Source organism: Seonamhaeicola sp. ABD4_175 (assembly GCF_056160885.1).
The window spans coordinates 423,374-445,382 of record NZ_JBSWYC010000003.1; the positions used below are offsets into that span (position 1 = coordinate 423,374).

Annotated in this window: 17 protein-coding genes; 7 read left to right on the plus strand and 10 right to left on the minus strand. The window is 31.0% G+C overall.

Annotated elements, in window-relative coordinates; all coding sequences use genetic code 11:
- Positions 1-136: 136 nt before the first annotated feature.
- From ACXAG4_RS11650 to ACXAG4_RS11665, 4 genes are all read right to left on the minus strand, one after another.
- The gene (locus ACXAG4_RS11650; protein ID WP_475296250.1) at positions 137-2,971 is read right to left on the minus strand and encodes a gluzincin family metallopeptidase; all 2,835 of its coding nucleotides are present in this window, start codon (positions 2,969-2,971) and stop codon (positions 137-139) included.
- 123 nt (positions 2,972-3,094) lie between these two features.
- A complete protein-coding gene (locus ACXAG4_RS11655) occupies positions 3,095-3,784 on the minus strand; it encodes an LOG family protein (protein WP_475296251.1) in 690 nt (229 codons plus the stop codon).
- 92 nt (positions 3,785-3,876) lie between these two features.
- Entirely contained in the window at positions 3,877-6,708 is a 2,832-nt protein-coding gene (gene uvrA, locus ACXAG4_RS11660) for an excinuclease ABC subunit UvrA (protein ID WP_475296252.1), read from the minus strand.
- 143 nt (positions 6,709-6,851) lie between these two features.
- Positions 6,852-7,217, minus strand: coding sequence for a hypothetical protein (locus ACXAG4_RS11665; protein ID WP_475296253.1), 366 nt, complete (start codon positions 7,215-7,217; stop codon positions 6,852-6,854).
- 380 nt (positions 7,218-7,597) lie between these two features.
- Between ACXAG4_RS11665 and ACXAG4_RS11670 the strand changes: the two genes are divergently transcribed.
- Complete coding sequence (locus ACXAG4_RS11670; RefSeq protein WP_475296254.1) at positions 7,598-8,122, plus strand: hypothetical protein; 525 nt, start codon at positions 7,598-7,600, stop codon at positions 8,120-8,122.
- Positions 8,123-8,124: 2 nt separating this feature from the next.
- On the opposite strand, the gene ACXAG4_RS11675 is transcribed toward ACXAG4_RS11670, so the two are convergent.
- Positions 8,125-8,841 carry a hypothetical protein gene (locus ACXAG4_RS11675; protein WP_475296255.1) on the minus strand — a complete coding sequence of 239 codons (717 nt, stop codon included), beginning with the start codon at positions 8,839-8,841 and terminating at the stop codon, positions 8,125-8,127.
- A 105-nt stretch (positions 8,842-8,946) separates the two neighbouring features.
- On the minus strand, positions 8,947-9,555 hold the full coding sequence (locus tag ACXAG4_RS11680; RefSeq protein WP_475296256.1) for an acyl carrier protein phosphodiesterase: 609 nt from the start codon (positions 9,553-9,555) through the stop codon (positions 8,947-8,949).
- A gap of 131 nt (positions 9,556-9,686) precedes the next feature.
- Here ACXAG4_RS11680 and glmM point away from each other — a divergent pair, with 131 nt between their 5' ends.
- On the plus strand, positions 9,687-11,075 hold the full coding sequence (gene glmM / locus ACXAG4_RS11685) for a phosphoglucosamine mutase (RefSeq protein ID WP_475296257.1): 1,389 nt from the start codon (positions 9,687-9,689) through the stop codon (positions 11,073-11,075).
- Between the two features lie 102 nt (positions 11,076-11,177).
- Positions 11,178-12,707, plus strand: coding sequence for a sulfatase family protein (locus ACXAG4_RS11690; protein WP_475296258.1), 1,530 nt, complete (start codon positions 11,178-11,180; stop codon positions 12,705-12,707).
- A gap of 3 nt (positions 12,708-12,710) precedes the next feature.
- Here ACXAG4_RS11690 and ACXAG4_RS11695 read toward each other — a convergent pair whose 3' ends face one another.
- On the minus strand, positions 12,711-13,592 hold the full coding sequence (locus ACXAG4_RS11695; RefSeq protein ID WP_475296259.1) for a lysophospholipid acyltransferase family protein: 882 nt from the start codon (positions 13,590-13,592) through the stop codon (positions 12,711-12,713).
- A gap of 91 nt (positions 13,593-13,683) precedes the next feature.
- Here ACXAG4_RS11695 and ACXAG4_RS11700 point away from each other — a divergent pair, with 91 nt between their 5' ends.
- From ACXAG4_RS11700 to cmk, 4 genes are all read left to right on the plus strand, one after another.
- Entirely contained in the window at positions 13,684-14,331 is a 648-nt protein-coding gene (locus tag ACXAG4_RS11700) for a rhomboid family intramembrane serine protease (RefSeq protein ID WP_475296260.1), read from the plus strand.
- 174 nt (positions 14,332-14,505) lie between these two features.
- Positions 14,506-16,956 (plus strand): endopeptidase La, encoded by a 2,451-nt coding sequence (gene lon, locus ACXAG4_RS11705; protein ID WP_475296261.1) that lies wholly within the window; start codon positions 14,506-14,508, stop codon positions 16,954-16,956.
- 124 nt (positions 16,957-17,080) lie between these two features.
- Complete coding sequence (gene porQ, locus ACXAG4_RS11710; RefSeq protein WP_475296262.1) at positions 17,081-18,100, plus strand: type IX secretion system protein PorQ; 1,020 nt, start codon at positions 17,081-17,083, stop codon at positions 18,098-18,100.
- Between the two features lie 71 nt (positions 18,101-18,171).
- On the plus strand, positions 18,172-18,867 hold the full coding sequence (gene cmk, locus ACXAG4_RS11715) for a (d)CMP kinase (RefSeq protein ID WP_475296263.1): 696 nt from the start codon (positions 18,172-18,174) through the stop codon (positions 18,865-18,867).
- Positions 18,868-18,937: 70 nt separating this feature from the next.
- Here the strand turns inward: cmk and ACXAG4_RS11720 are convergent, their stop codons facing one another.
- From ACXAG4_RS11720 to ACXAG4_RS11730, 3 genes are all read right to left on the minus strand, one after another.
- Positions 18,938-20,095 carry a carboxypeptidase-like regulatory domain-containing protein gene (locus ACXAG4_RS11720; RefSeq protein WP_475296264.1) on the minus strand — a complete coding sequence of 386 codons (1,158 nt, stop codon included), beginning with the start codon at positions 20,093-20,095 and terminating at the stop codon, positions 18,938-18,940.
- Between the two features lie 7 nt (positions 20,096-20,102).
- Positions 20,103-21,254, minus strand: a complete 1,152-nt coding sequence (locus ACXAG4_RS11725; protein ID WP_475296265.1) for a carboxypeptidase-like regulatory domain-containing protein — start codon at positions 21,252-21,254, stop codon at positions 20,103-20,105.
- Positions 21,255-21,395: 141 nt separating this feature from the next.
- A complete protein-coding gene (locus ACXAG4_RS11730; protein ID WP_475296266.1) occupies positions 21,396-21,776 on the minus strand; it encodes a LysM peptidoglycan-binding domain-containing protein in 381 nt (126 codons plus the stop codon).
- Positions 21,777-22,009: the final 233 nt, after the last annotated feature.

The window sequence follows — 22,009 nt, forward strand, 5'->3', positions numbered from 1 at the left end:
TAGTAAAAATTTGTCTTTTTAGCAATATTTTGAAATGCTAAGTTGCTGCTTATTATTAAAAAATATTCATTTTAAAGTGTTTAAAATTAAAATTATTCACTTAAAATTATGTTTTAATGAAAATACTTCAAAATAATTAAAACCAACGTCTTCTAAACAGTCCAAGAAGTACCTGTGGGTCTACAGTGAATTTAAAGCGTATTTTTTGGTCGTAATTAGGTTGCCCAATTTCCCAGCCTAAATTAGAATACACGGGGAAATATATTTCAAAATAATCGGTTACCAAATTGAGTCTTATACCAGAATCATACATAAAATGCTCAGACTTGTGTTTGTTTTTCACAAAACCAATATCACCGTAAGCTAAAATGTATTTCCAAAGTGTTGTACTTACATTCATGGTTGATATCCATTGGTTGGCATAAGGTATTTCTAGTTTAGATTTAAAACCACCTTCGGCAGTGATGTATTGCTGACTAAAAATTCCGGTACCTTCAGATCGTCCTAAGTAGTTATAATCAAACAAATAATCGGTTGGCCTATCTAAAGCAAAACTAAAGTAGTTTGAAGCTGGATTATTGTTATTCTGCAAAAACATACCTCCAAAAAACCTAACGTTTAACTGCCTGTTGCTTTCAAAAAGCTTTCTATATTCATAATTAAAAGCTACTTTGCTAAACTTTTTACCTATTTGAAAATCGGCGTACCATTTATTGAAATTTATTAAATTATCGTTTGAATTAACGTATCGGGCGTTAAAAATACTGTAGTTTGGCTCATCAGATGTTAGTGCGTTATTAGCATCTCTATCTCTATGAATATCAATATATCTAAATGTTAAAGAAGCCCGTTTGTTTGATCTGAAATCACTATCATCTCTAAAGGAAAATGATAACGATGGTGTAATTCTTCTAACAAATAAATCTTCAGCGTAAGATGCATAACCTCCATTAATACCGTAATTTATAGCGTATAAATTGGTGTTTTCTAAATAATGAACATTAAAAATTGAAGCAGAACCCGTTATGGTTTTAGATTTTAAAGCGTAACGTGGTTCAAACTTATAGTTAAAAAGCTTTTTTAATACGGTTTTATTGTAAGCTTTAACCCCAAGTGTTAACCCGTCATATATATTATTAAACTCTACCACAGGCATAAAAAACACTTGATTATAGTGTGGATCTTCAATGTCTTTAAAAAGTCTAAATTGTAATGGTTTGTTATTGAAAAAGAAGCCTTTAAGTGATTTCCAGTTGTCTCTTATATTAATTTCTGGTATTACCTCATTGTAATTTAAAACCAGTTTATTAGCATCATTACGCGGTATAGTTAGTGTTTTGTTTAGGTTTATATTTTGAACCCAGGTTTTTGAAACAATACTATCATCTTTTAACGTATATAAAGATACTGGCATACTATTATTACGTTTATTTTTAATGGTAATAGTTACAGAATCTTTAGTTTTTGAAATCTTTTTTATTTTGAAATCAATTTTTTTGCGTGTGTTTATGTAATCTGAAAAAAACCAATCGACATTTTTTGATGTTTTAGATTTTATAAGCTTTTGAAACGCACGTGTGTTTGTTTGTTGTAGTTTGTTTGTTTTTACAAATTCAGATAAACTATTTTCAACAACATTACTATTTACAAAATCATCTAAATATTTTAAACCAATTCCTGCTTTATATTTATTAGCAATATTGGTGTTAAATTTTAATAATGAATCTTTGGCCATGGTTAGTTTTTGGTCTCGGTTTGTTCTGGCCATAAACATAAAAACAAGATTGTATTTATCGTTGTAACTCATGTCTGCTGCATGAAAAGACCTAACACCCCAAATATTAGCAAAAGATCCTAAAAATTTCATATCAGGGTATTGTTCATCAACATATTTCATTAAGTAATACACCATAATTCCATCAATTAACCAATGGTCTTTTCTAGGGTTAATTAAAAGCGTATTTTCTAAATAGTTTAGTAGTGAAATTTTTAAAAGCTTTAATTCATATTGAAAGCTTTTAGGGTATGGTTTTAAAAATTTAGGCAAAAAATTTAAACCATAAATAGGGTTTTTATCATAATCTACATGTGTGAGTAATAATTTTTTATGCGGATATTTACCTAAATTATTTTCAATAAAACGTAATATTTTTTCTGTTATTAAAACCTTATCAACAACCTCTAAATTTTCATCATTAATACTAGAAACTAATGAAATGCTTTCATTTTGAATGGTATTGAAAACTTTGCTTTTTGTTAGAAAAAGTTTAGAGTTAACCCTGTTTTTTCCTGAAAAATTAATTAATTGATTTTTAGTATTTTGCGTGAGATTATCTACGTTTAATTCTGAAGTAATATAATAGCCTTTTGGATATTCAATTTCCATTGAAATATTGGCTGTAGGCACATACAAATCATCTAAATTTTTATTACTGTAATATTGCCACTCGCCGTTATAAATAGCTGGTGTAATGTACCAATAACGCAAGTTTACATCGCCAGTATTTGTAATACCGTATTTTGTGAATTTAGCATCTGGAATTCTAACAATATAATTTAAATCTATATTATAAGATGTGTTTGGTAAAAGCGGATTTTGCAAATCTACTTTAATAACATCAGGATGTTTTTCAAGTTCGCAATAGGTTATATCGTTATTGTTTTGGGTTATTGATGTTACAACACTATAACCTCTATCTGTACTTTTTGCTAGATGAAAATCGTTAATATATTCATCTGCAATACGCTTAGCTAAAGGTGTTTTTTTTGTGGCGTAACTATTGGCCCAATTGTTTAAATATACCGTTTTTAATGTGTCTTTTGAAGTGTTTAAATAAGTTATGCTTTGTGAAATTTTTATTTCTCTATTATCAACATCAAAACTAGCTTTTAAGTCAATACTATCTTGACTAAAACTGTGTAATGAAAATATAAGTGATATTAAGAATAAATAATTAAAGTGAAACTTCAAATTTAGCAAACATTAAAGGTTTAAAAAGTACATTTAAGGGGTTGCAATATAGCAAAATAAGTAAACTACAAGATTAATAGTACTTTACGTAAGCATTATTAAGCTTGTAGTTTTAAGGTTTTATTAAAAATTAGGACTAAGCTGCGATTGTTTGTAGAAATTGTCTAGAATGTCGGTGACTTCTTCAGCAGTATCAACAAGATGAATTAAGTCTAAATCGCCTGGGCTAATATTATTAAACGTATCTAAAAGTGTTTTTTTAACCCAGTCTAGCAAGCCTTCCCAAAAATCTGTACCCACTAAAATTATTGGAAACTTTCCAATTTTATGTGTTTGAATAAGTGTAATGGCTTCAAAAAGTTCATCAAGTGTACCAAAGCCACCAGGCATAACTACAAACCCTTGTGAGTATTTAACAAACATAACTTTGCGCACAAAGAAATAATCAAAATCTAAATTTTTATCGTGGTCTATGTACGGGTTATCGTGTTGCTCAAAAGGTAATTCAATATTTAACCCAACCGATGTACCGCCACCAAGGTGTGCACCTTTGTTACCAGCTTCCATAATACCTGGGCCACCACCAGTAATAACACCATAGCCAGATTGTACAATTTTTTCGGCAACATCAACGGTAAGTTTGTAATATTTGTGGTCTGGTTTTGTTCTTGCAGAGCCAAAAATAGACACACAAGGTCCTATTTTACTCATTTTTTCAAAACCATTAACAAATTCTCCCATTATTTTAAAAATTGCCCAAGAATCGTTTGTTTTAATTTCGTTCCAACCTTTGTGGTGCAGTTCTTTTCTCATATAATTTTTAATATTTTATTTAATTGTTAGGTGTTTTTATTTTAGAATTAACACCTGCAAAATACATAGTTTTATTTTGAAAGTATAACAGACTAATTTAATTCTTTTTTAAGAAATTTGGCAGTATAACTTTTTTTATGTTTTGCTACTTCTTCGGGTGTGCCTTCAACAACTAGTTGTCCGCCGCCTTTACCACCTTCATAACCAATATCAATAATATGGTCAACGGTTTTAATAACATCTAAATTGTGTTCAATAATTAAAACGGTATTACCTTTGTCTGCCAATTTGTTTAAAACTTGCATAAGTACTCTAATATCTTCAAAATGGAGCCCAGTTGTAGGTTCATCTAAAATATAAAATGTGTTTCCGGTATCTCGTTTACTAAGTTCTGTGGCTAATTTTATACGCTGTGCTTCGCCACCAGATAGCGTAGTACTTTGTTGGCCAAGTGTTATATAGCCCAAACCAACATCTTTTATAGTTTTTAATTTTTTGAAAATTTTTGGAATGTGCTCAAAAAAATCAACCGCTTCATTAATAGTCATTTCTAAAACATCACTTATAGATTTTCCTTTGTATCTAATTTCAAGTGTTTCTCTATTAAAACGTTTACCTTGGCAAGTTTCACATTCAACATAAACATCGGGTAAAAAATTCATTTCAATAACACGTAAACCACCGCCTTGGCAAGTTTCACAACGGCCACCTTTAACATTAAAACTAAAACGCCCGGGTTTGTAACCACGTATCATGGCTTCGGGTGTTTTTGCAAACAGGCTTCTAATTTCACTAAATGTACCAGTGTAAGTGGCAGGATTACTTCGTGGTGTACGGCCAATGGGCGATTGGTTAATATCTATAACTTTATCAATATGCTCTAAGCCTTTAATGCTTTTGTACGGCATTGGTTTTTTAACACCATTAAAATAATGTGCATTTAAAATAGGGTAGAGCGTTTCATTAATTAATGTAGATTTACCACTACCCGAAACACCCGTAACACCAATCATTTTTCCTAAAGGAAATTTTACCGATACGTTTTTTAAGTTATTACCCGTACAACCTTTAAGCTCTAAAAAATTACCATTACCTTTTCTTCGTTTTTTTGGAACTTCAATTTCTTTTGTGCCATTTAAATAATGTGCCGTTAGTGTGTTGTGTGTTTTAAGTTCTTTTACATTGCCTTTGCTTATAATTTCGCCACCAAATTTACCCGCTTTTGGGCCAATATCTATTACATAATCGGCACGTTCAATCATGTCTTTATCATGCTCAACAACAATAACAGAGTTACCAATATCTCTTAAGGAAACGAGTGAATTTATAAGTTTTTCGTTATCGCGTTGATGTAAACCAATGCTAGGTTCATCTAAAATATAAAGCACACCAACTAGTTGAGAACCAATTTGTGTTGCCAAACGTATGCGTTGTGCTTCGCCACCCGATAAGGTTTTAGAGCTTCGGTTTAATGATAAATAATCTAAGCCAACATCTAGTAAAAATTGGAGTCTAGATTTTATTTCTTTTAGAATTTCCTCAGCTATTTTAAGTTGTTTTTTAGAAAGATGCTTATCTATATTATTAAACCAATTTGCAAGCTCCACAATATCAGTATTGGCAAGTTCAGCAATATTTTTATTGTTTATTTTGAAGTAAAGTGATTCTTTTTTTAATCTGGAGCCTTCACATTCCGGACATTTAATTTTGTCCATATATTCTTTTGCCCATCGTTTTAATGATGTAGACTCGGCAGTTTTGTATTGGTTTTCAATAAAATTGGCAACACCTTCAAAATCTATATTGTAATTTCTAGTTACGCCTAATGTTTTACTTTCAATGGTAAACTTTTCGTTTCCACCAAAAAGAATCATTTGTTTTGCTTCTTCAGGAATGTCTTTGTAAGCATCGGTTAATTTAAAATCAAAGCGTTGCGCAATGGTTTCAAACTGTTTAAAAATCCAACTTTTTTTCTCAGGGCCATGGGGCGCTAAAGCACCGTTTTTTATTGAAAGTGAATCATCTGGTACTATTTTACTTGGGTTTACTTTGTAAAGTTCGCCAATGCCATTACAATTTGGGCAAGCACCTTTTGGTGAGTTAAACGAAAAATTATTGGGTTCTGGGTTTGGATATGAAATGCCTGAACTTGGGCACATTAAATTTCTGCTAAAATAGCGTGCCTTTTGAGTGTCTTGATCAATAACCATAAGCACATCTTCGCCATGATACATGGCTGTATTTATGGTTTCGGTAAGGCGTTTATCATTATCAGCGGTATTATTTACAACCAATCTATCAATAACTATTTCAATGTCATGTGTTTTGTAGCGGTCTAGCTTCATACCTTTGGTGATGTCTTTAATTTCACCATCGGTTCTAACTTTAACAAAGCCTTGTTTTGCTATTTGCTCAAAAAGCTCACGATAATGCCCTTTTCTAGAACGAATTACAGGCGCTAAAATGTTTATGCGCTTACCTTCAAAATCTTTTTTTATAAGTTCTTTTATTTGCTCATCACTGTAGCTTACCATTTTTTCGCCAGAATTGTAGCTGTAAGCATCACTAGCACGTGCAAAAAGCAGGCGCATAAAATCATAAATTTCAGTAATTGTGCCAACGGTTGAACGTGGTGATTTGCTAGTTGTTTTTTGCTCAATAGCAATAACGGGTGAGAGGCCGTCAATTTTATCAACATCGGGTCTTTCTAAACCACCTAAAAACTGGCGTGCATAAGCCGAAAAAGTTTCAATATAACGGCGTTGTCCTTCGGCATAAATAGTATCAAATGCTAAAGACGATTTTCCACTACCAGACAACCCCGTAATAACTACAAGTTTTTCTCTTGGTATTGCAACATCAATATTTTTAAGGTTGTGGGCTCTAGCACCTTTAACTTCAATAAAATCTGTAAACTCACTCATAAATTTGCAAAAGCGCTAATTTACAACATTCGTTCTTAAAATTATAGCTTGCAGTTTATGTTAAATATTAAAAATTGTTAAATAAAAAAGCCGCATAAAATGCAGCTTTTTGTGAGTTAGTCAAAAAAAATATTTTAAAACTATTACATTTTTGTTAGCTCTCCAGAGTTTAAAGAGTAGTTATAGTTTGCTTTAATTTGTTTAACATAGCCAAAGAATTTGCTATTATCTTTTTTCTCTAAAATTACGTAGGTGTTTCCGTTTTTATTTTCCACATCTTTAACAACTACTTCGGCACCGTGTACTGGTTTGTAAGTTGCTAAATTTCCTTTTTTCACAATGAAATTTAATTTAGGAAAATAAACATGATTGTACTTTGTATTTGAGGTAGCATTTACAACTAAAACATCACCAACCTTTGGTTCATTTTGGGATAATGCGTTAGGGTTTGTGTTGTTTGCAAATGAAATTCCAAAAACAAATAATAAGGCAAAACTTAATTTTTTCATGATGTTAATTTTTATAGTTAATACTGATCTTTAACGTGAAAATAACTGATGAAAATCATATAAAAAATAGCTTTTGAAATCTTTAACTTTTACCTTTTTTCAATAGTTTTTAAGCAAACCCCTTAGTTTTATAGGGTGTGTTTTTATTTTTATATGTTCACTTGTTTATTAAGGTGTTTTTTGTGAATGTTCTTATTCTTTTTTACTTAAATAAAAGCGCGAATACCGTATAAATTAAGGGGTTGTTATTTTAATGTTATTTTTAAAATTTTAACGTTTTATTAAGAAAACAGAATAGCCAAATTTAAGCAAGTAACTATTTTGATATAAAAAAGGTTATTTTATTTTTGAAATTATAATAACAACTAAAAACAAGACAAATGAAATTATTAGGAATAGGCTCTAGAATTAACCATAACGAATACGGAAAAGGTGTTATAACCAATGTAACATCTCAACATTATTGGGTAACATTTATTGAAAACGGATTAGAAACTATTGATTTAAATAGTGATTTTGAAGTTATAGAAGCTGCGCATGATGATGTTGATACAGTTAGTTTTTTAGATGTTGAAACAAGTTTGGTAAATATTTTAAAAAAATGGAGTGATGCTACAGAAGTTGTAACCATTGCCGATAAATACAAAGGAGGTACACTAATTTTACAACCAGCAGATGAAAATTTAAAACCGTATGAATTACCTATTGATAAGTTTTTTCATAAAATAACAATGGTAAGAGATAGATTGCGAGTTATGGAACAACGTGTTAATGCCAGCGATTTAGATGCGCAACAAAAAATAGATTTACAACAATATATTACAAGAATTTACGGTAGTTTAACCAGTTTTAATGTGCTTTTTAAATCTGATAGCCATAAGTTTGTTGGCCAAAAAAGTAAGTAATTTTACTTTACACCTTCAATATCGGTAATTTCAATACCTAAAAATAATAATTTATGAAACGTGGGCACTTGTGCGCCACTTTGTGTGGTAGTCCAATCTGCCCATGAAGCTTCTAAGCCATCAATGGGTAAAATGGAAGTCCACATTTTAAAGGCTTTGGGTTTGTAATTTGTATCAAGTATCCATAGGTAAGAATCACCTGGTGTGCTGCCGCCTGTTGTGTAAGTAACTAACAAACCTTTTTTATTATTAGGTAATGTTACAAGTTTGCGTTGTACACCTTCATCAAAAACTTTGTATGGCGCAAAAACCCAAAAAGAATCGTTATTGTAGTATTTAACTGCTTTTTCAATAAGATCGTTGGCTAAATCGCCATCAACTTTAAAACTATGTACGTAAGCTGTATGTTTTTTAGGATTATTTAAATTTAAAACAACTTTGTATTCTTGCCACAATACAGCACATTCATTAGTTGTTTTATTCCATTTGTAATGGTGTCTTTGTTTAAAAGTCCATTCAAAATTAGCGGTATTTTTATAAGCTTCAAAATTTAAAGCTTTAAGCATTTTATGGGCTAGGGCATCAGCTTCAACACCTGTTGTTCCTTGTGGTAAATCTTCATTATACTTAAAGTATAAAAAGCCAAAAAGAAGTAAACTTGGCAGTGTAAAAAATATAATGACACCAATAATGATTTTAAATAATTTCTTTAATTTCACTGTAGAATAGGGAGTTAAGTGATTTTTCTTTAAAACTAATTTATTAAATACATTTCATTTTAAAAAAGAAAAAAGATAAACGGATAAAATAAAGGTGCTAAAAAGCTATTTTGCAGCTTGAAATTGTATTGATATTTCTTCAAGTTTCTCTTCTGAAAAAATAATTAGCTCTTTAAAAAAAGACGTGAATTCAACTTCAAATTCATTGTAAAACATATTTAGTTCAACAATAGCTTCGTTCATTTTTGCCCTGTTTTTAGTTCTTTTATTCATGCCATTTAAAACCTTAGCAATGCCATTGGTGGTAGCATAGCTTAACAACCAATTATCTGTTGTTAAATAAGGCATCATATTTTTTATTCGAGTGGGAAGTAACTCATAATGTTCATTCAAATTATTGTAAAAATTGGCTGTATAAATTTCAAGAGGTGTGTTTGAATAGTTACTCCAGTTTTTTGCTAAAAAATGATCATAAAGTATATCTACAATAATACCAGAATATAAACCATATTTTTTTTGAAGTTTTTTTTTGCTGGTTTTTACAGTTTGGTGCGTATCAGTAAAAAAATCAATTTGTCTGTGCAGTAAAATACCAATTTGTATGGGTGTTGGGTATGTAGTGTATTTTTTTCCTTTAATACTATCGGCCATAAAATTGCCAATTTGTACAAGATTGTTGTTGCCAGATAGGTAGATGTGGGCTAAATAATTCATTCTTTAAACTTACAAATAATTACACAAACTAATTATGTAATGTTCTGTAAATATCATGTTCTTATTTTTTTAAGTTTAATTAAAATACAAGCTAAAAAAATTATGTACGTTTGCAAAAACTACTAATAATTATGACATTAATAAAATCAATATCAGGAATTAGAGGCACTATAGGCGGAGCAATAGGTGAAAATTTAACCCCAATTGACGCTGTTAAATTTGCAGCAGCTTACGGTGCTTGGGTAAAACAAAACAGAAAAAAAGACAACTACACAGTTGTGGTTGGTAGAGACGCAAGAATTTCTGGTAAAATGATACAGAATTTAGTAATGAACACATTAATAGGCCAAGGTATTAATGTGGTTAATTTAGGTTTGTCTACCACACCAACAGTTGAAGTTGCTGTACCAATGGAACATGCCGATGGCGGTATAATACTTACAGCAAGCCACAACCCAAAACAATGGAATGCACTTAAGTTATTAAATGAAAAAGGTGAATTTTTAGATGCTGATGAAGGCGCTAAAATACTTGAGTTAGCCGAAAGTAACACCATTAATTTTGCTGATGTAGATAGCTTAGGAAAAATAACTAAAAACGATGCCTATGTAGATTTACACATTATTGAGGTGTTAGATTTACCTTTAGTAACCGTAAAACCTATTGAAGAAGCTAATTTTACAGTTGTTGTTGATGGTGTAAACTCAACCGGAGGTATTGCAATACCTTTATTATTAGAACGATTAGGTGTTGAAGTTATTAAACTATATTGCGAACCAAACGGGCATTTTCCACACAACCCTGAACCTTTAAAAGAACATTTAACCGATTTATCTGAGGCTGTAAAAAAACATAATGCCGATTTTGGTATAGTGGTAGATCCTGATGTTGATAGATTAGCCTTTATGGATGAAAACGGAAATATGTTTGGCGAAGAATACACTTTAGTAGCTTGTGCAGATTATGTTTTGAGTAAAACACCAGGAAACACAGTAAGCAACATGAGCTCAACGAGAGCTTTACGCGATGTAACCGAAAAACACGGAGGCACCTATGAAGCAAGTGCAGTAGGCGAAGTGAACGTTGTAAAACTAATGAAAAAGAATAAAGTAGTTATTGGTGGCGAAGGTAACGGTGGTATCATTTACCCATCATCACATTACGGGCGCGATGCGTTGGTTGGTGTAGCGTTATTTTTAAGTTTATTAGCCGAAAAGAAAATGACGGTTAGTGAGTTAAGAAACACGTATCCTAGCTATTTTATGAGTAAAAAGAAAATTCAATTAACACCAGAATTAGATGTTGATGCTGTATTAAAAACCATAGAAAACAGATATAAAAATGAACAACTAACAACCATTGATGGTGTAAAAATAGATTTCCCTGAAAATTGGGTGCATTTACGTAAAAGTAATACAGAGCCTATTATTAGAATTTATACCGAAGCAAAATCTCAAGATGAAGCCGATGCTTTGGCCAATAAATTTATTACTGAACTTAGTGAAATAGCAGGTATTTAAAATGTTGTATTAGTAAAATAATATCGAAATTATGTAAATATTGGTCGTTTGTAAAAACGGCCTTTTTTTATGTTTAAATTTACCTAAACCATCAATATTACTATGATTTTTAAAAACTACTTATTTTACATTATAACTTGTTTTACAATTGTTTTCACATCGTGTAATTCAAAAAAAAATACATCACAAAAAATTGAAAAACCAAACATAGTTTTAATAATTGCAGATGATGTTAGTTGGGATGATACACAACCTTACGGCCACCCCAATGTAAAAACACCACATTTAAATAAAATGGCTAATGAGGGCATGCTTTTTACAGAAGCTTTTTTAACAACAAGTTCATGCAGCCCAAGTAGAACAAGTATTGTTTCAGGGTTATACCCGCACAATACTGATGCCGAACAATTATCATGGCCTCTGCCAGAAAACAAAAACACCTTTGTGCAGGCTTTAAAAGACGCAGGATATTGGACAGGTTTAGCTGGTAAATATCACATGGGTGATCCTGTGAGAGATGATTTTGATACACTTTTAGAAATGCAGTGGATTGATGCTCCAATTGGATTAGACAGACGATTAAAAGGTGATGGTAGCGGTTGCGATGAATGGATTAAACTTTTAAAAGAAAGACCAAAAGACAAACCATTTTTTACGTGGCTAGCTTCTTTTGATGCACATCGTCCGTTTTACGAAGGTATTAGCGACAATCCATACAGTCCTGATGACGCCGTAATCCCACCTTACATGCCAGAAACTGAAGCATCAAAAAAAGATTTCGCTTTATATTATGATGAAATTGCTAGAATGGATGATTATATTGGAAAAGTAATGGCAGAACTTGAAGCCCAAGGCGTTGCTGAAAATACGGTTGTATTATTTATTTCAGACAACGGAAGAGCTTTTCCTAGAGATAAAACCACCTTGTATGACGGTGGTATTAAAACACCATGGATAATTAAATGGCCAGCAAATATAAAACCGGGCACCGTAAACACTAATTTGGTTAGTTCGGTTGATATTGCACCAACATTTTTAATGATGGCAGGAATAAACCCACTGCCAGAATTTGAAGGTGTTAACTTATTGCCAACATTAAAAGATACTACTAAAAAGATTAGAGATTATGTGTATGCTGAAGATCATTTTCATGATTTTGAAGATTATACACGTGCTGTTAGAAACAAAAAATACAAGTACATTAAAAACTATTATCCAGATTTACCAAACACACCTTCTGCTGATATTATTAGAGATTTAACATGGAAAAGTATGAAAGAAGAACGTGATAAAGGTACTTTAACTGATGCGCAAATGCATTGCTTTAAAATACCAAGACCAGAGGAAGAACTTTATGATGTAGAAAAAGACCCTTATGAGCTAAATAATTTAGCCCAAAATAAAGATTATGATTTTATTTTAAATGATATGCGCATGAAACTAAAAACCATGCGTGAAACCACAAAAGATTTTTTACCAACTCAAAGAACACCTGATGATTTTGTAAGAGAAACAGGCTATCCTACAAAATATAGAATACGTCCAAGACCATCAAAAGCAGTGTATATGAAAGCTAAAGAAGAAGGACGTGTTTTAATGAATCCAGATTTTGTAGATACAACACCTAAATAATTATTATTTAGGTTCTTTGCCACGGTGTTTCCATCTTCTATGTGTCCATAAATAGTATTCAGGAGCTTCATGAAGTTGTTCTTCAACACGTTCTAAAGCAATGTCTGTAATTTCATAATTTTTAAGGTCTTTTGGGTTGTTTGTAATTGTTGAAAAAGTAGCTTCATAATATCCTCTTTTTATCTTTTTCACCTTTAAAAACACAGTAGCCATATCTAGTTTTTTTGCTAGTATTTCGGCACCCACATGTACAGGAACTCTAATACCCATAAATTCTTTCCAATGTAGGGCTTTACGTAACAATGGAGATTGGTCAAAAACAAAACCATTAAGCGTTAATTCATTATTTTTTTTAGCCTCAATAAGTGTTGTAAATGTTTTTTTAGTAGTAATTAAGTGGCTATTATATTTTGCTCTAATGCGCTTTATCAGTTTATCAAAATATTTATTACTTAAAGCTTTATAAACGGCGTAACCTTTGTGCTTAACATGTGTTTGCAAAATAAAAATCCATTCCCAACTAGCATAATGTCCCATTAATAAAACAATACTTTTATTCTGTTTTTCAAGTTGATGAATTATATCTAAATTGGTAAAAACATAGCGTTTTTGCATCTCAGCTTCAGAAATACTTATAGATTTTATAGCCTCTACCATCATATCACATAAATGATGATAGAATTTTTTTCTAATTGTAGCTATTTCTTTTTCTGATTTTTCAGGGAAAGCAAGTTTTAAATTATTTGTAACAACCTTTGTTCTGTAGCCAAAAATACGATAGAGTATAATATAAATACCGTCTGAAATTAAATAAAGTAATTTAAAAGGCAACTTAGAAATAAACCATAATAGCGGATAAACAATAATATAAATTATAAATTGCATGAATTAATTTTACATTTGTAGCCGCAAAAGTACGTGTTTTTGTTTTTACAAAATAAAAATAAAGTATTTTCATTTTAAACGTTATCACATTATGAATTTAGATATAATAACAATTGTAATTATTGCAGCCAATGTAGTGGTATCATTAAAAGGTTTTAATGATTATGGTTTTTTTGATAAGTATAAATTTCATGTTGGCGGTATACAGCGTGGTGAGCAAATACGCATGTTTAGTTCTGGTTTTTTGCATGTAGATATGCAACATTTACTTTTTAACATGATTACGCTGTTTTTCTTTGCAAACATTGTTATAGATTTTTTGGGTAATGGTGGTTTTATTTTAGTGTATTTAGGCAGTTTAATTTTAGGGAATTTACTATCACTTTATTTTCATAAAAACGAATACCATTATAGCGCTGTGGGTGCTAGTGGTGCAGTAACAGGTGTTTTATACGCAGCTATTTTATTAAGACCCGAAATGAGTTTGCATATGTTTTTTATTCCCATACCAATTCCGGCATATGTTTTTGGTATAGGCTATTTATTATACTCAATTTATGGTATGAAAACACGTTTGGGAAACATTGGGCATGATGCGCATTTTGGCGGAGCCATTGGTGGTTATATACTCACGTTATTTATGGCATCGTGGTTGTTTGAGCGCAATTTACTCATGGTAATATTACTGGCTGTACCAATTGTATTATTATTTGTTTTAAAACGTGCAGGTAAGCTTTAATACTTCAAAGTTTTATATCTAGTTATAATGAATGGCATAAGTATTGACCTTATAACTGTGTAATATCAATAAGTGTTTTGTTAAGTAATTGATATTTAAATAATTAATAGTTTTTGCTAATTAAAAAAATGAAGTTAATGTGTTTAATTATGACATATTGACTTGAAAATATATATGAAAAAATCTAATTTTATAACACTAGACAGTTTGTCATTTCAGGAATTCGATGAAAATTCAGAGTTAATTCCACTAATGACACCAGAAGATGAAGAGGCCATAAATAATGAAGCGTTGCCAGAAACACTTCCTATTTTATCTTTAAGAAATACCGTATTGTTTCCTGGTGTAGTAATACCTATAACTGCTGGCAGAGACAAATCAATAAAACTTATAAACGATGCCAACAAAGGCAGCAAAGTTATTGGTGTTGTGGCCCAAAAAGACGAATCTGTTGAAAACCCTTCATCAAAAGATATTCATGAAACAGGTACTGTAGCGCGTATTTTACGTGTTTTAAAAATGCCCGATGGCAATGTAACTGTTATTATTCAAGGTAAAAAACGTTTTAAAGTAGCCGAAGTGCTTACTGAAGAACCTTACATGAATGCCACTATTAGAGACTTACCAGAGGCAAAACCTGCGGTAAACAATGAAGAGTTTACAGCCATTATAGAATCTATCAAAGATTTAGCTTTAGAAATCATTAAAGAAAGCCCTAACATTCCAAGTGAGGCTTCTTTCGCTATAAAAAATATTGAAAGCAATTCGTTTTTGGTAAATTTTGTGTCTTCAAACATGAATTTATCGGTTACTGAAAAACAATCACTTTTAGAAATAAACGATTTAAAACAACGTGCTTTGGCTACATTAAAACATATGAATGTAGAATTCCAAAGACTTGAGCTTAAAAACGATATTCAGTCTAAGGTGCAGATGGATATGAGCCAGCAACAGCGCGAGTATTTTTTACACCAACAAATTAAAACTATTCAAGAAGAATTGGGCGGTGTAAGTCATGACGAAGAGATTGAAGACATGAAAGCCAAAGCCCAAGAAAAACATTGGGATGACAAAGTAGCTAAGCATTTTGAAAAAGAAATAGCCAAACTACAGCGCATGAACCCGCAAGTGGCCGAATATTCAATTCAACGTAATTACTTAGAGCTGTTTTTAGATTTACCTTGGAATGAATTCAGCAAAGATAAATTCGATTTAAAACGCGCTAAAAAGATATTAGACAGAGACCATTACGGTTTAGATGATGTGAAAAAACGCATTATTGAATACTTAGCGGTTTTGAAGTTAAGAAATGATATGAAATCGCCAATCCTATGTCTTTATGGTCCTCCAGGAGTTGGTAAAACATCTTTAGGAAAATCTATAGCCGAAGCGTTAGGGCGCGAATATGTTAGAATTTCTTTAGGTGGTTTACGTGATGAAGCTGAAATTAGAGGTCACAGAAAAACCTACATAGGCGCTATGCCAGGGCGTATTATTCAAAGTTTAAAAAAGGCAGGCACATCAAACCCTGTGTTTGTTTTAGATGAAATTGATAAATTATCAAACTCGCATCAAGGAGATCCTTCTTCAGCAATGCTTGAAGTTTTAGACCCTGAACAAAATAGTGAGTTTTATGACAACTTTTTAGAAATGGGCTATGACCTCTCAAAAGTCATGTTCATTGCTACATCAAACAGTTTAGCAACCATTCAACCTGCGTTGTTAGACCGTATGGAAATTATCAATGTAACAGGTTATACTATTGAAGAAAAAGTAGAAATAGGTAAACGTCATTTACTTCCAAAGCAATTAAAAGAACACGGTTTAAATACCGATAATCTTAAAATAGGAAAACCACAACTAGAAAAAATTGTTGAAGGTTATACCAGAGAATCGGGTGTACGTGGTTTAGATAAACAAATAGCTAAAATGGTGCGTTTTGCAGCAAAAAATATAGCTATGGAAGAAGATTATAATATAAAAGTAACAAATGACGATGTTATTGATGTACTTGGAAGCCCAAAATTAGAGCGTGATAAATACGAAAATAATAATGTTGCTGGTGTTGTAACTGGGTTGGCATGGACACGTGTTGGTGGTGATATTTTGTTTATTGAATCTATTTTATCTAAAGGAAAAGGTGCTTTAACAATTACCGGTAACCTTGGTAAAGTCATGAAAGAATCGGCTACCATTGCCATGGAATATATAAAATCTCATGCTGATGAATTTGGTATAAACCCTGAAGTTTTTGATAAGTATAACGTGCATATTCATGTGCCTGAAGGTGCTACACCTAAAGATGGGCCAAGTGCGGGTGTAACCATGTTAACATCATTAATTTCATTATTTACACAACGTAAAGTAAAAAAGAGTATAGCCATGACAGGCGAAATTACTTTACGTGGTAAAGTACTGCCAGTAGGCGGTATAAAAGAGAAAATTTTAGCAGCAAAACGCGCAAGAATAAAAGAAATTTTACTTTGCGAAGATAATAAACGTGATATTGAAGAAATAAAACCTGAATATTTAAAAGGTTTAACATTCCACTACGTGCAAGACATGAGTGATGTTATTAAAATAGCACTCACAAACCAAAAAGTAAAAAATGCTAAAAAACTTTAGTAAGTAATATTTAAAATTAAAAATGTCATTTTAAACCTATTGTTTATAATGACATTTTTTTATAAAATAAAAAAAACATAGTATCGTTTTTAAGATAGATTTACGTTATTTGTACGGTAAATATATGTTTAGAAAAATAATCACGTTTAATTGTTTGTGTTTTTGCTCTTTAATTTTTGCACAAATTGGAGGCGAACACACGTATCAATTTCTAAATTTAATAGCTTCTCCAAGACAAGCTGCTTTAGGCGGAAAAGTACTAACTAATGTAGATTATGATGTAACACAAGCCTTATTTAACCCAGCAACAATTAATGTTGAAATGGATAACCAATTGGCCGTAAATTACACCAGTTATTTAGGCGGCATAAGTTATGGTACTGCTGCATATGCTTACACTTTAGATAGAAGAACACAAACATTTCACGCAGGTGTAACATATATAAATTATGGCTCTTTTGATGGGTATGACGAACAAGGAAATGCCACAGGAACTTTTTCAGGGGGCGAAGCCGCTTTGTCATTTGGTTATGCTCGCCAAATTGGATATTCAGATTTTTATTTAGGCGGTAATTTGAAATTGATAAGTTCAAAATTAGAACAATACACATCATTTGGTGCAGCCGTTGATGTTGGTTTAATTTATATAAATGAGTATTTAGATTTTAATGCCGCTTTAGTAATTAGAAACCTTGGCACACAAATTACAACATATGCTGGCTTGCAAGAAACATTACCTTTTGAAGTAAGCTTAGGCTTATCACAACGTTTAGAAAATGTGCCAATTCGTTGGCATGTAACTTTAGAAAATTTGCAGCAATGGCCCATTGCAGCATCAAATCCGGCAAGATCTACAAGCGATTTAAACGGTAACCAATCTAATGAAAAAGTGGGATTTCTAGGTCAGGTTATAAGGCATACTATTTTAGGAGCCGAATTATTTCCTGAAGGCGGATTCAATATTAGATTAGGCTATAATTTTAGAAGAGGTGAAGAGTTGCGTATTGTAGATCAGCGTAATTTTTCAGGTTTATCTGCTGGTATTTCTATAAAAATGAATAAAATGCGTTTTAGTTATACACACGCTAAATACACAAGTGCAGCCAATTCAAATTTCTTTGGCTTACAAATAGATTTAAATTAATAAACTCAGTTAAGTACTTTGGTTATTTATTTTTATAAAATTGAAGTATTTTTGCATTTCAAATCTAAAAAATGAACAAAATAACCATTGCAATTGATGGGTTTTCATCAACCGGAAAAAGTACGGTAGCTAAACAAATAGCAAATCATTTAGGGTATATTTATGTAGATTCTGGAGCCATGTATAGAGCTGTTACGCTTTATGCAATGCAAGAAGGGCTAATTTTAAAAGATGATTTTAATGTTGAAGCATTAATTTATCAATTAGATAAAGTAAATATTAGCTTTACTTATAATGAAGATTTAGGTTTTGCTGAAGTTTATTTAAACGGAATTAATGTTGAAAAAAAGATAAGAACTCTTGAAGTTTCAAGTTTTGTTAGTAAAGTGGCTGCAGTATCTGAAGTCAGACAAAAATTAGTAACAATTCAGCAACAATTAGGCAAAGATAAAGGTGTTGTTATGGATGGACGCGATATTGGTACCGTAGTGTTTCCTAATGCTGAATTAAAGTTATTTATGACAGCATCTGCCGAAACTAGAGCGCAAAGGCGTTACAAAGAACTTACAGATAGAGGTGATGATATAACGTATGAAAACGTACTTAAAAATGTGCAAGAACGTGATTATTTAGATTCTACAAGAAAAGACTCACCATTAATAATAGCAGATGATGCTATTGAAATTGATAACTCTAATTTATCACTTAAAGAACAGTTTGAAAAAATTTTGATGTTAGTTAAAATGACTTTAGAAGATACGGAGTGATTTTATATAATAACTTTAATAATAAGAAATAAAAAAGGCGAAGTTTTTAATCTTCGCCTTTTTTACGTTATTACTTATTTACTAATTTATATTGTGTTTCTAAAGGCACACCAAATAAACCTTCTAATTCGGTTTTAATTTGTTTATAAAATTTGGTGTCTGGAGGCATAACTAAATTGTTCCAAAATTCAGGGTTGTATTTTACATCTAAATCATTAACATCTTTTTCTACGCCATAAGGAATTACTCGTATTTTCTTTTTATCTGTTTCAACGTTTAGTACAAAAGCTTCAGATTTATATTGTAAAGTTTCTGCTGGTGTACCCAGTAATTCTTTAGGAATTTTATCTTTTGGAAATTTCCATGAATTTCTGTAATAGCTTAATACCATTTTTCCATTAGTATGTTTTTTATATATATAAAGTGAGTTTCCTCGTTCTATTCTATAAACGTTACTATTGTTTACACCAATGTATAATTTTATTCTTTCCCAATCGTAAACATTACTTTGCCCTTGCAGTATTACAACATCTTCACCATCATAAGAAGAATCTCCAATTTTTTTCCAAGAAAACTTTTTTAAATTTCTGGCATGTTGAGAAGCCATAGGCCTAAATGGGTTAAGCTCAAACATACCTTGTATGGGGTGTCTCCATTGTTTTCTCTTCCAGTATCTATAATCGGCAGATTTTCTTGCTTCTGCTATCTCAACTTGACCCATGTAATATGCAGGACCTCTATCTCTAATTTTTATATAATTTTCAACAAAAAATTTGGCTTTATTTTCTTCAGTTGAAGAAGCTCTATATAAAATCTCTAATAAATGTGGCTTACTAATTGTGTTGTCTTTTAAAGATTTAATAGCATTTAGTGCGTAATCTTTTGGTGCTAATAGTGTAACTGCATCAAGTTCTGTAATAGTTTCAACTAAAATAATTTCTTTTTTTTCAAGCTTTAAAAAATCTTCAACAACTATTTTATAAGGGTTATAACCTAAACTAGATACAGATATGGTGTCTTTAAGTTCATTTTGTGTTATAGAAAAAGCAAACTCACCATCTTCGGTACTTGCTGTACCAATGTATTTTTCAACAATACCAACAGCAACAAAGGGAACCGGTTCATTAAATTCATCTAAAATAGTACCTTTTATTTCTGTTTTTTGTTGTGCTTGTATATTTATAAAACCTATTAAAAACAAGGTTAGTGTGTAAAATATTTTTTTCATATAATTTTTAATTATTAATTAATTCGTATTGTTTTTCTAACGGAACACCGTAGGCAGCCTCTAAACCTTCTCTTATGCTTTTGTAAAATTTAGTGTCTGGTGGTAAGCTTAAATTTTTCCAGAAATTGGCATTGTAAGGTAAATCAATTAAGTGAGCATCTACGTTTATTCCGTAAGGAACAACTTTAATATTCTTTTTATCTGTAACAACATTATACAAGAATGCTTCACCTTTAAAATGTGAGTTTATTACAGGCGTGTTCCAATACTCTTTAGGTATACGGTCTTTAGATAAGTGCCAATCATGTTTATAATAACTTAAAACTAGTTTTCCGTTTTTATAATTTTTGTAAATAAATAAAGTATTACCTCTCTCTATCCTATAAATTTTAAAGGTGTCTACACCTATAAATAGTTTAATTTTTTCCCATTTTTTCTTTGGGTTTTGACCTTCAAGAATTACAACATCTTCACCTTCATATGATGAATCCCCAATTTTCTTCCAAATAAACTTTTTAATGTTTCTAGCATGTCCAGAATCATTTGGTCTTATAGGATTAATATGCGCTACAACATTAATTTGATGCCAATTATGCTTAGGTTTCCATATACGATAATCGGCAGATTTTCTACTTTCAGCCACTTGAACTTCTCCAAAATAAAAAGCAGGACCTCTATCTTTAACTTTTATATAGTTTTCAACTAAAAGTTTAGCTTTATCACCTTCAGTAACTGCAGTTCTAAACAAAAATTCCAATTGATGTGTTTTGCTTATTGTATTTTCTTTTAGCTTTTTTAAAGCATTAATTACATAATTACTAGGAATTAGTAATGTAACTTCGTTTAATTCAGTAACGGTTTCTTTTAAAATTATTTCTTTTTTTTCTAATTTTAAGAAATCTGCCACTTTAATCTTAAAAGGGTCGTATCCTAAACTTGAAATGGATAAGGAATCTTGAAACTCATTTTGAGTTATAAAAAACGAAAACTCGCCATCTTCAGTACTTGCTGTTCCAATGTATTTTTCAACTATACCAATAGCAACAAAAGGTACAGGTTCATTAAATTCATCTATAATAATACCTTTAATTTCTGTTTTTTGTTGTGCAAATAGTATAAAGGGTAGCATTAAAAATAAATACGCAATTTTTCTCATCATAAGTAATTAGTTTTAGTGGTTTTATGTTCAAGTAAAAGAAAAGTTTTGAGAAAAAAAAATGCGTACTTCAAAAAAAAACATTTTTAAAGCACGCATTTATATAAAATTTATGTTTTTGTATCTACAATAAATATACTTTTATTATAGGTTTGGTATAACCAACTCTTGGTCTGGGTGAATTACATCTGGGTTTTTTAAAATGTTTGTGTTTGCTTCAAAAATTTCTTTGTATTTCATGGCATCTTTGTAGTAATGCTTAGCAATTTTACCTAAAGTTTCGCCACTTTTTACTATATGTCTGTGGTACACAGTTTCATCAGCCACTTTAATATCGGCCATGATATCTGTTGGATTTTCACCTCCAATTTCTTTAATTTTATCCCAAATTAAGTTTTTTTCGTATTGGGTGTTTGCTGTTCCAAAAACTTTAAGAACATCACCTTCAATTTGTACATCTCCGTTTTGAATGTTTAAAGTTTCTCCTAAATCTAAAACGTCTTGGTATTTTGCTTTTACTGCCATGTTTAAAAAATTTGTATTAATGTTAAGGTTAAATATAATTAAATTTATTAGGTATAAACCAATTTTAAATTTATGTTTCTATTAAATAAGACACATTATTTTGTATTAAGTCACAAAATATTATGAGTTCATTTTTAGGTAATTAGGTTAAAAATAGTTATTTTTGCACTCCTTTTAGCGAATTGTGAAAAGATAAAAGGGCTGAAACACTAGTAAAATTAACACTTCTGTGT

Coding starts and splice junctions, on each gene's coding strand:
- ACXAG4_RS11655 (WP_475296251.1), bottom strand. CDS start 3,784: ATGAGAAAAGAACTGCACCACAAAGGTTGGAACGAAATTAAAACAAAC.
- uvrA (WP_475296252.1), bottom strand. CDS start 6,708: ATGAGTGAGTTTACAGATTTTATTGAAGTTAAAGGTGCTAGAGCCCAC.
- ACXAG4_RS11665 (WP_475296253.1), bottom strand. CDS start 7,217: ATGAAAAAATTAAGTTTTGCCTTATTATTTGTTTTTGGAATTTCATTT.
- ACXAG4_RS11670 (WP_475296254.1), top strand. CDS start 7,598: ATGAAATTATTAGGAATAGGCTCTAGAATTAACCATAACGAATACGGA.
- ACXAG4_RS11680 (WP_475296256.1), bottom strand. CDS start 9,555: ATGAATTATTTAGCCCACATCTACCTATCTGGCAACAACAATCTTGTA.
- glmM (WP_475296257.1), top strand. CDS start 9,687: ATGACATTAATAAAATCAATATCAGGAATTAGAGGCACTATAGGCGGA.
- ACXAG4_RS11690 (WP_475296258.1), top strand. CDS start 11,178: ATGATTTTTAAAAACTACTTATTTTACATTATAACTTGTTTTACAATT.
- ACXAG4_RS11695 (WP_475296259.1), bottom strand. CDS start 13,592: ATGCAATTTATAATTTATATTATTGTTTATCCGCTATTATGGTTTATT.
- ACXAG4_RS11700 (WP_475296260.1), top strand. CDS start 13,684: ATGAATTTAGATATAATAACAATTGTAATTATTGCAGCCAATGTAGTG.
- lon (WP_475296261.1), top strand. CDS start 14,506: ATGAAAAAATCTAATTTTATAACACTAGACAGTTTGTCATTTCAGGAA.
- porQ (WP_475296262.1), top strand. CDS start 17,081: ATGTTTAGAAAAATAATCACGTTTAATTGTTTGTGTTTTTGCTCTTTA.
- cmk (WP_475296263.1), top strand. CDS start 18,172: ATGAACAAAATAACCATTGCAATTGATGGGTTTTCATCAACCGGAAAA.
- ACXAG4_RS11720 (WP_475296264.1), bottom strand. CDS start 20,095: ATGAAAAAAATATTTTACACACTAACCTTGTTTTTAATAGGTTTTATA.
- ACXAG4_RS11725 (WP_475296265.1), bottom strand. CDS start 21,254: ATGATGAGAAAAATTGCGTATTTATTTTTAATGCTACCCTTTATACTA.
- ACXAG4_RS11730 (WP_475296266.1), bottom strand. CDS start 21,776: ATGGCAGTAAAAGCAAAATACCAAGACGTTTTAGATTTAGGAGAAACT.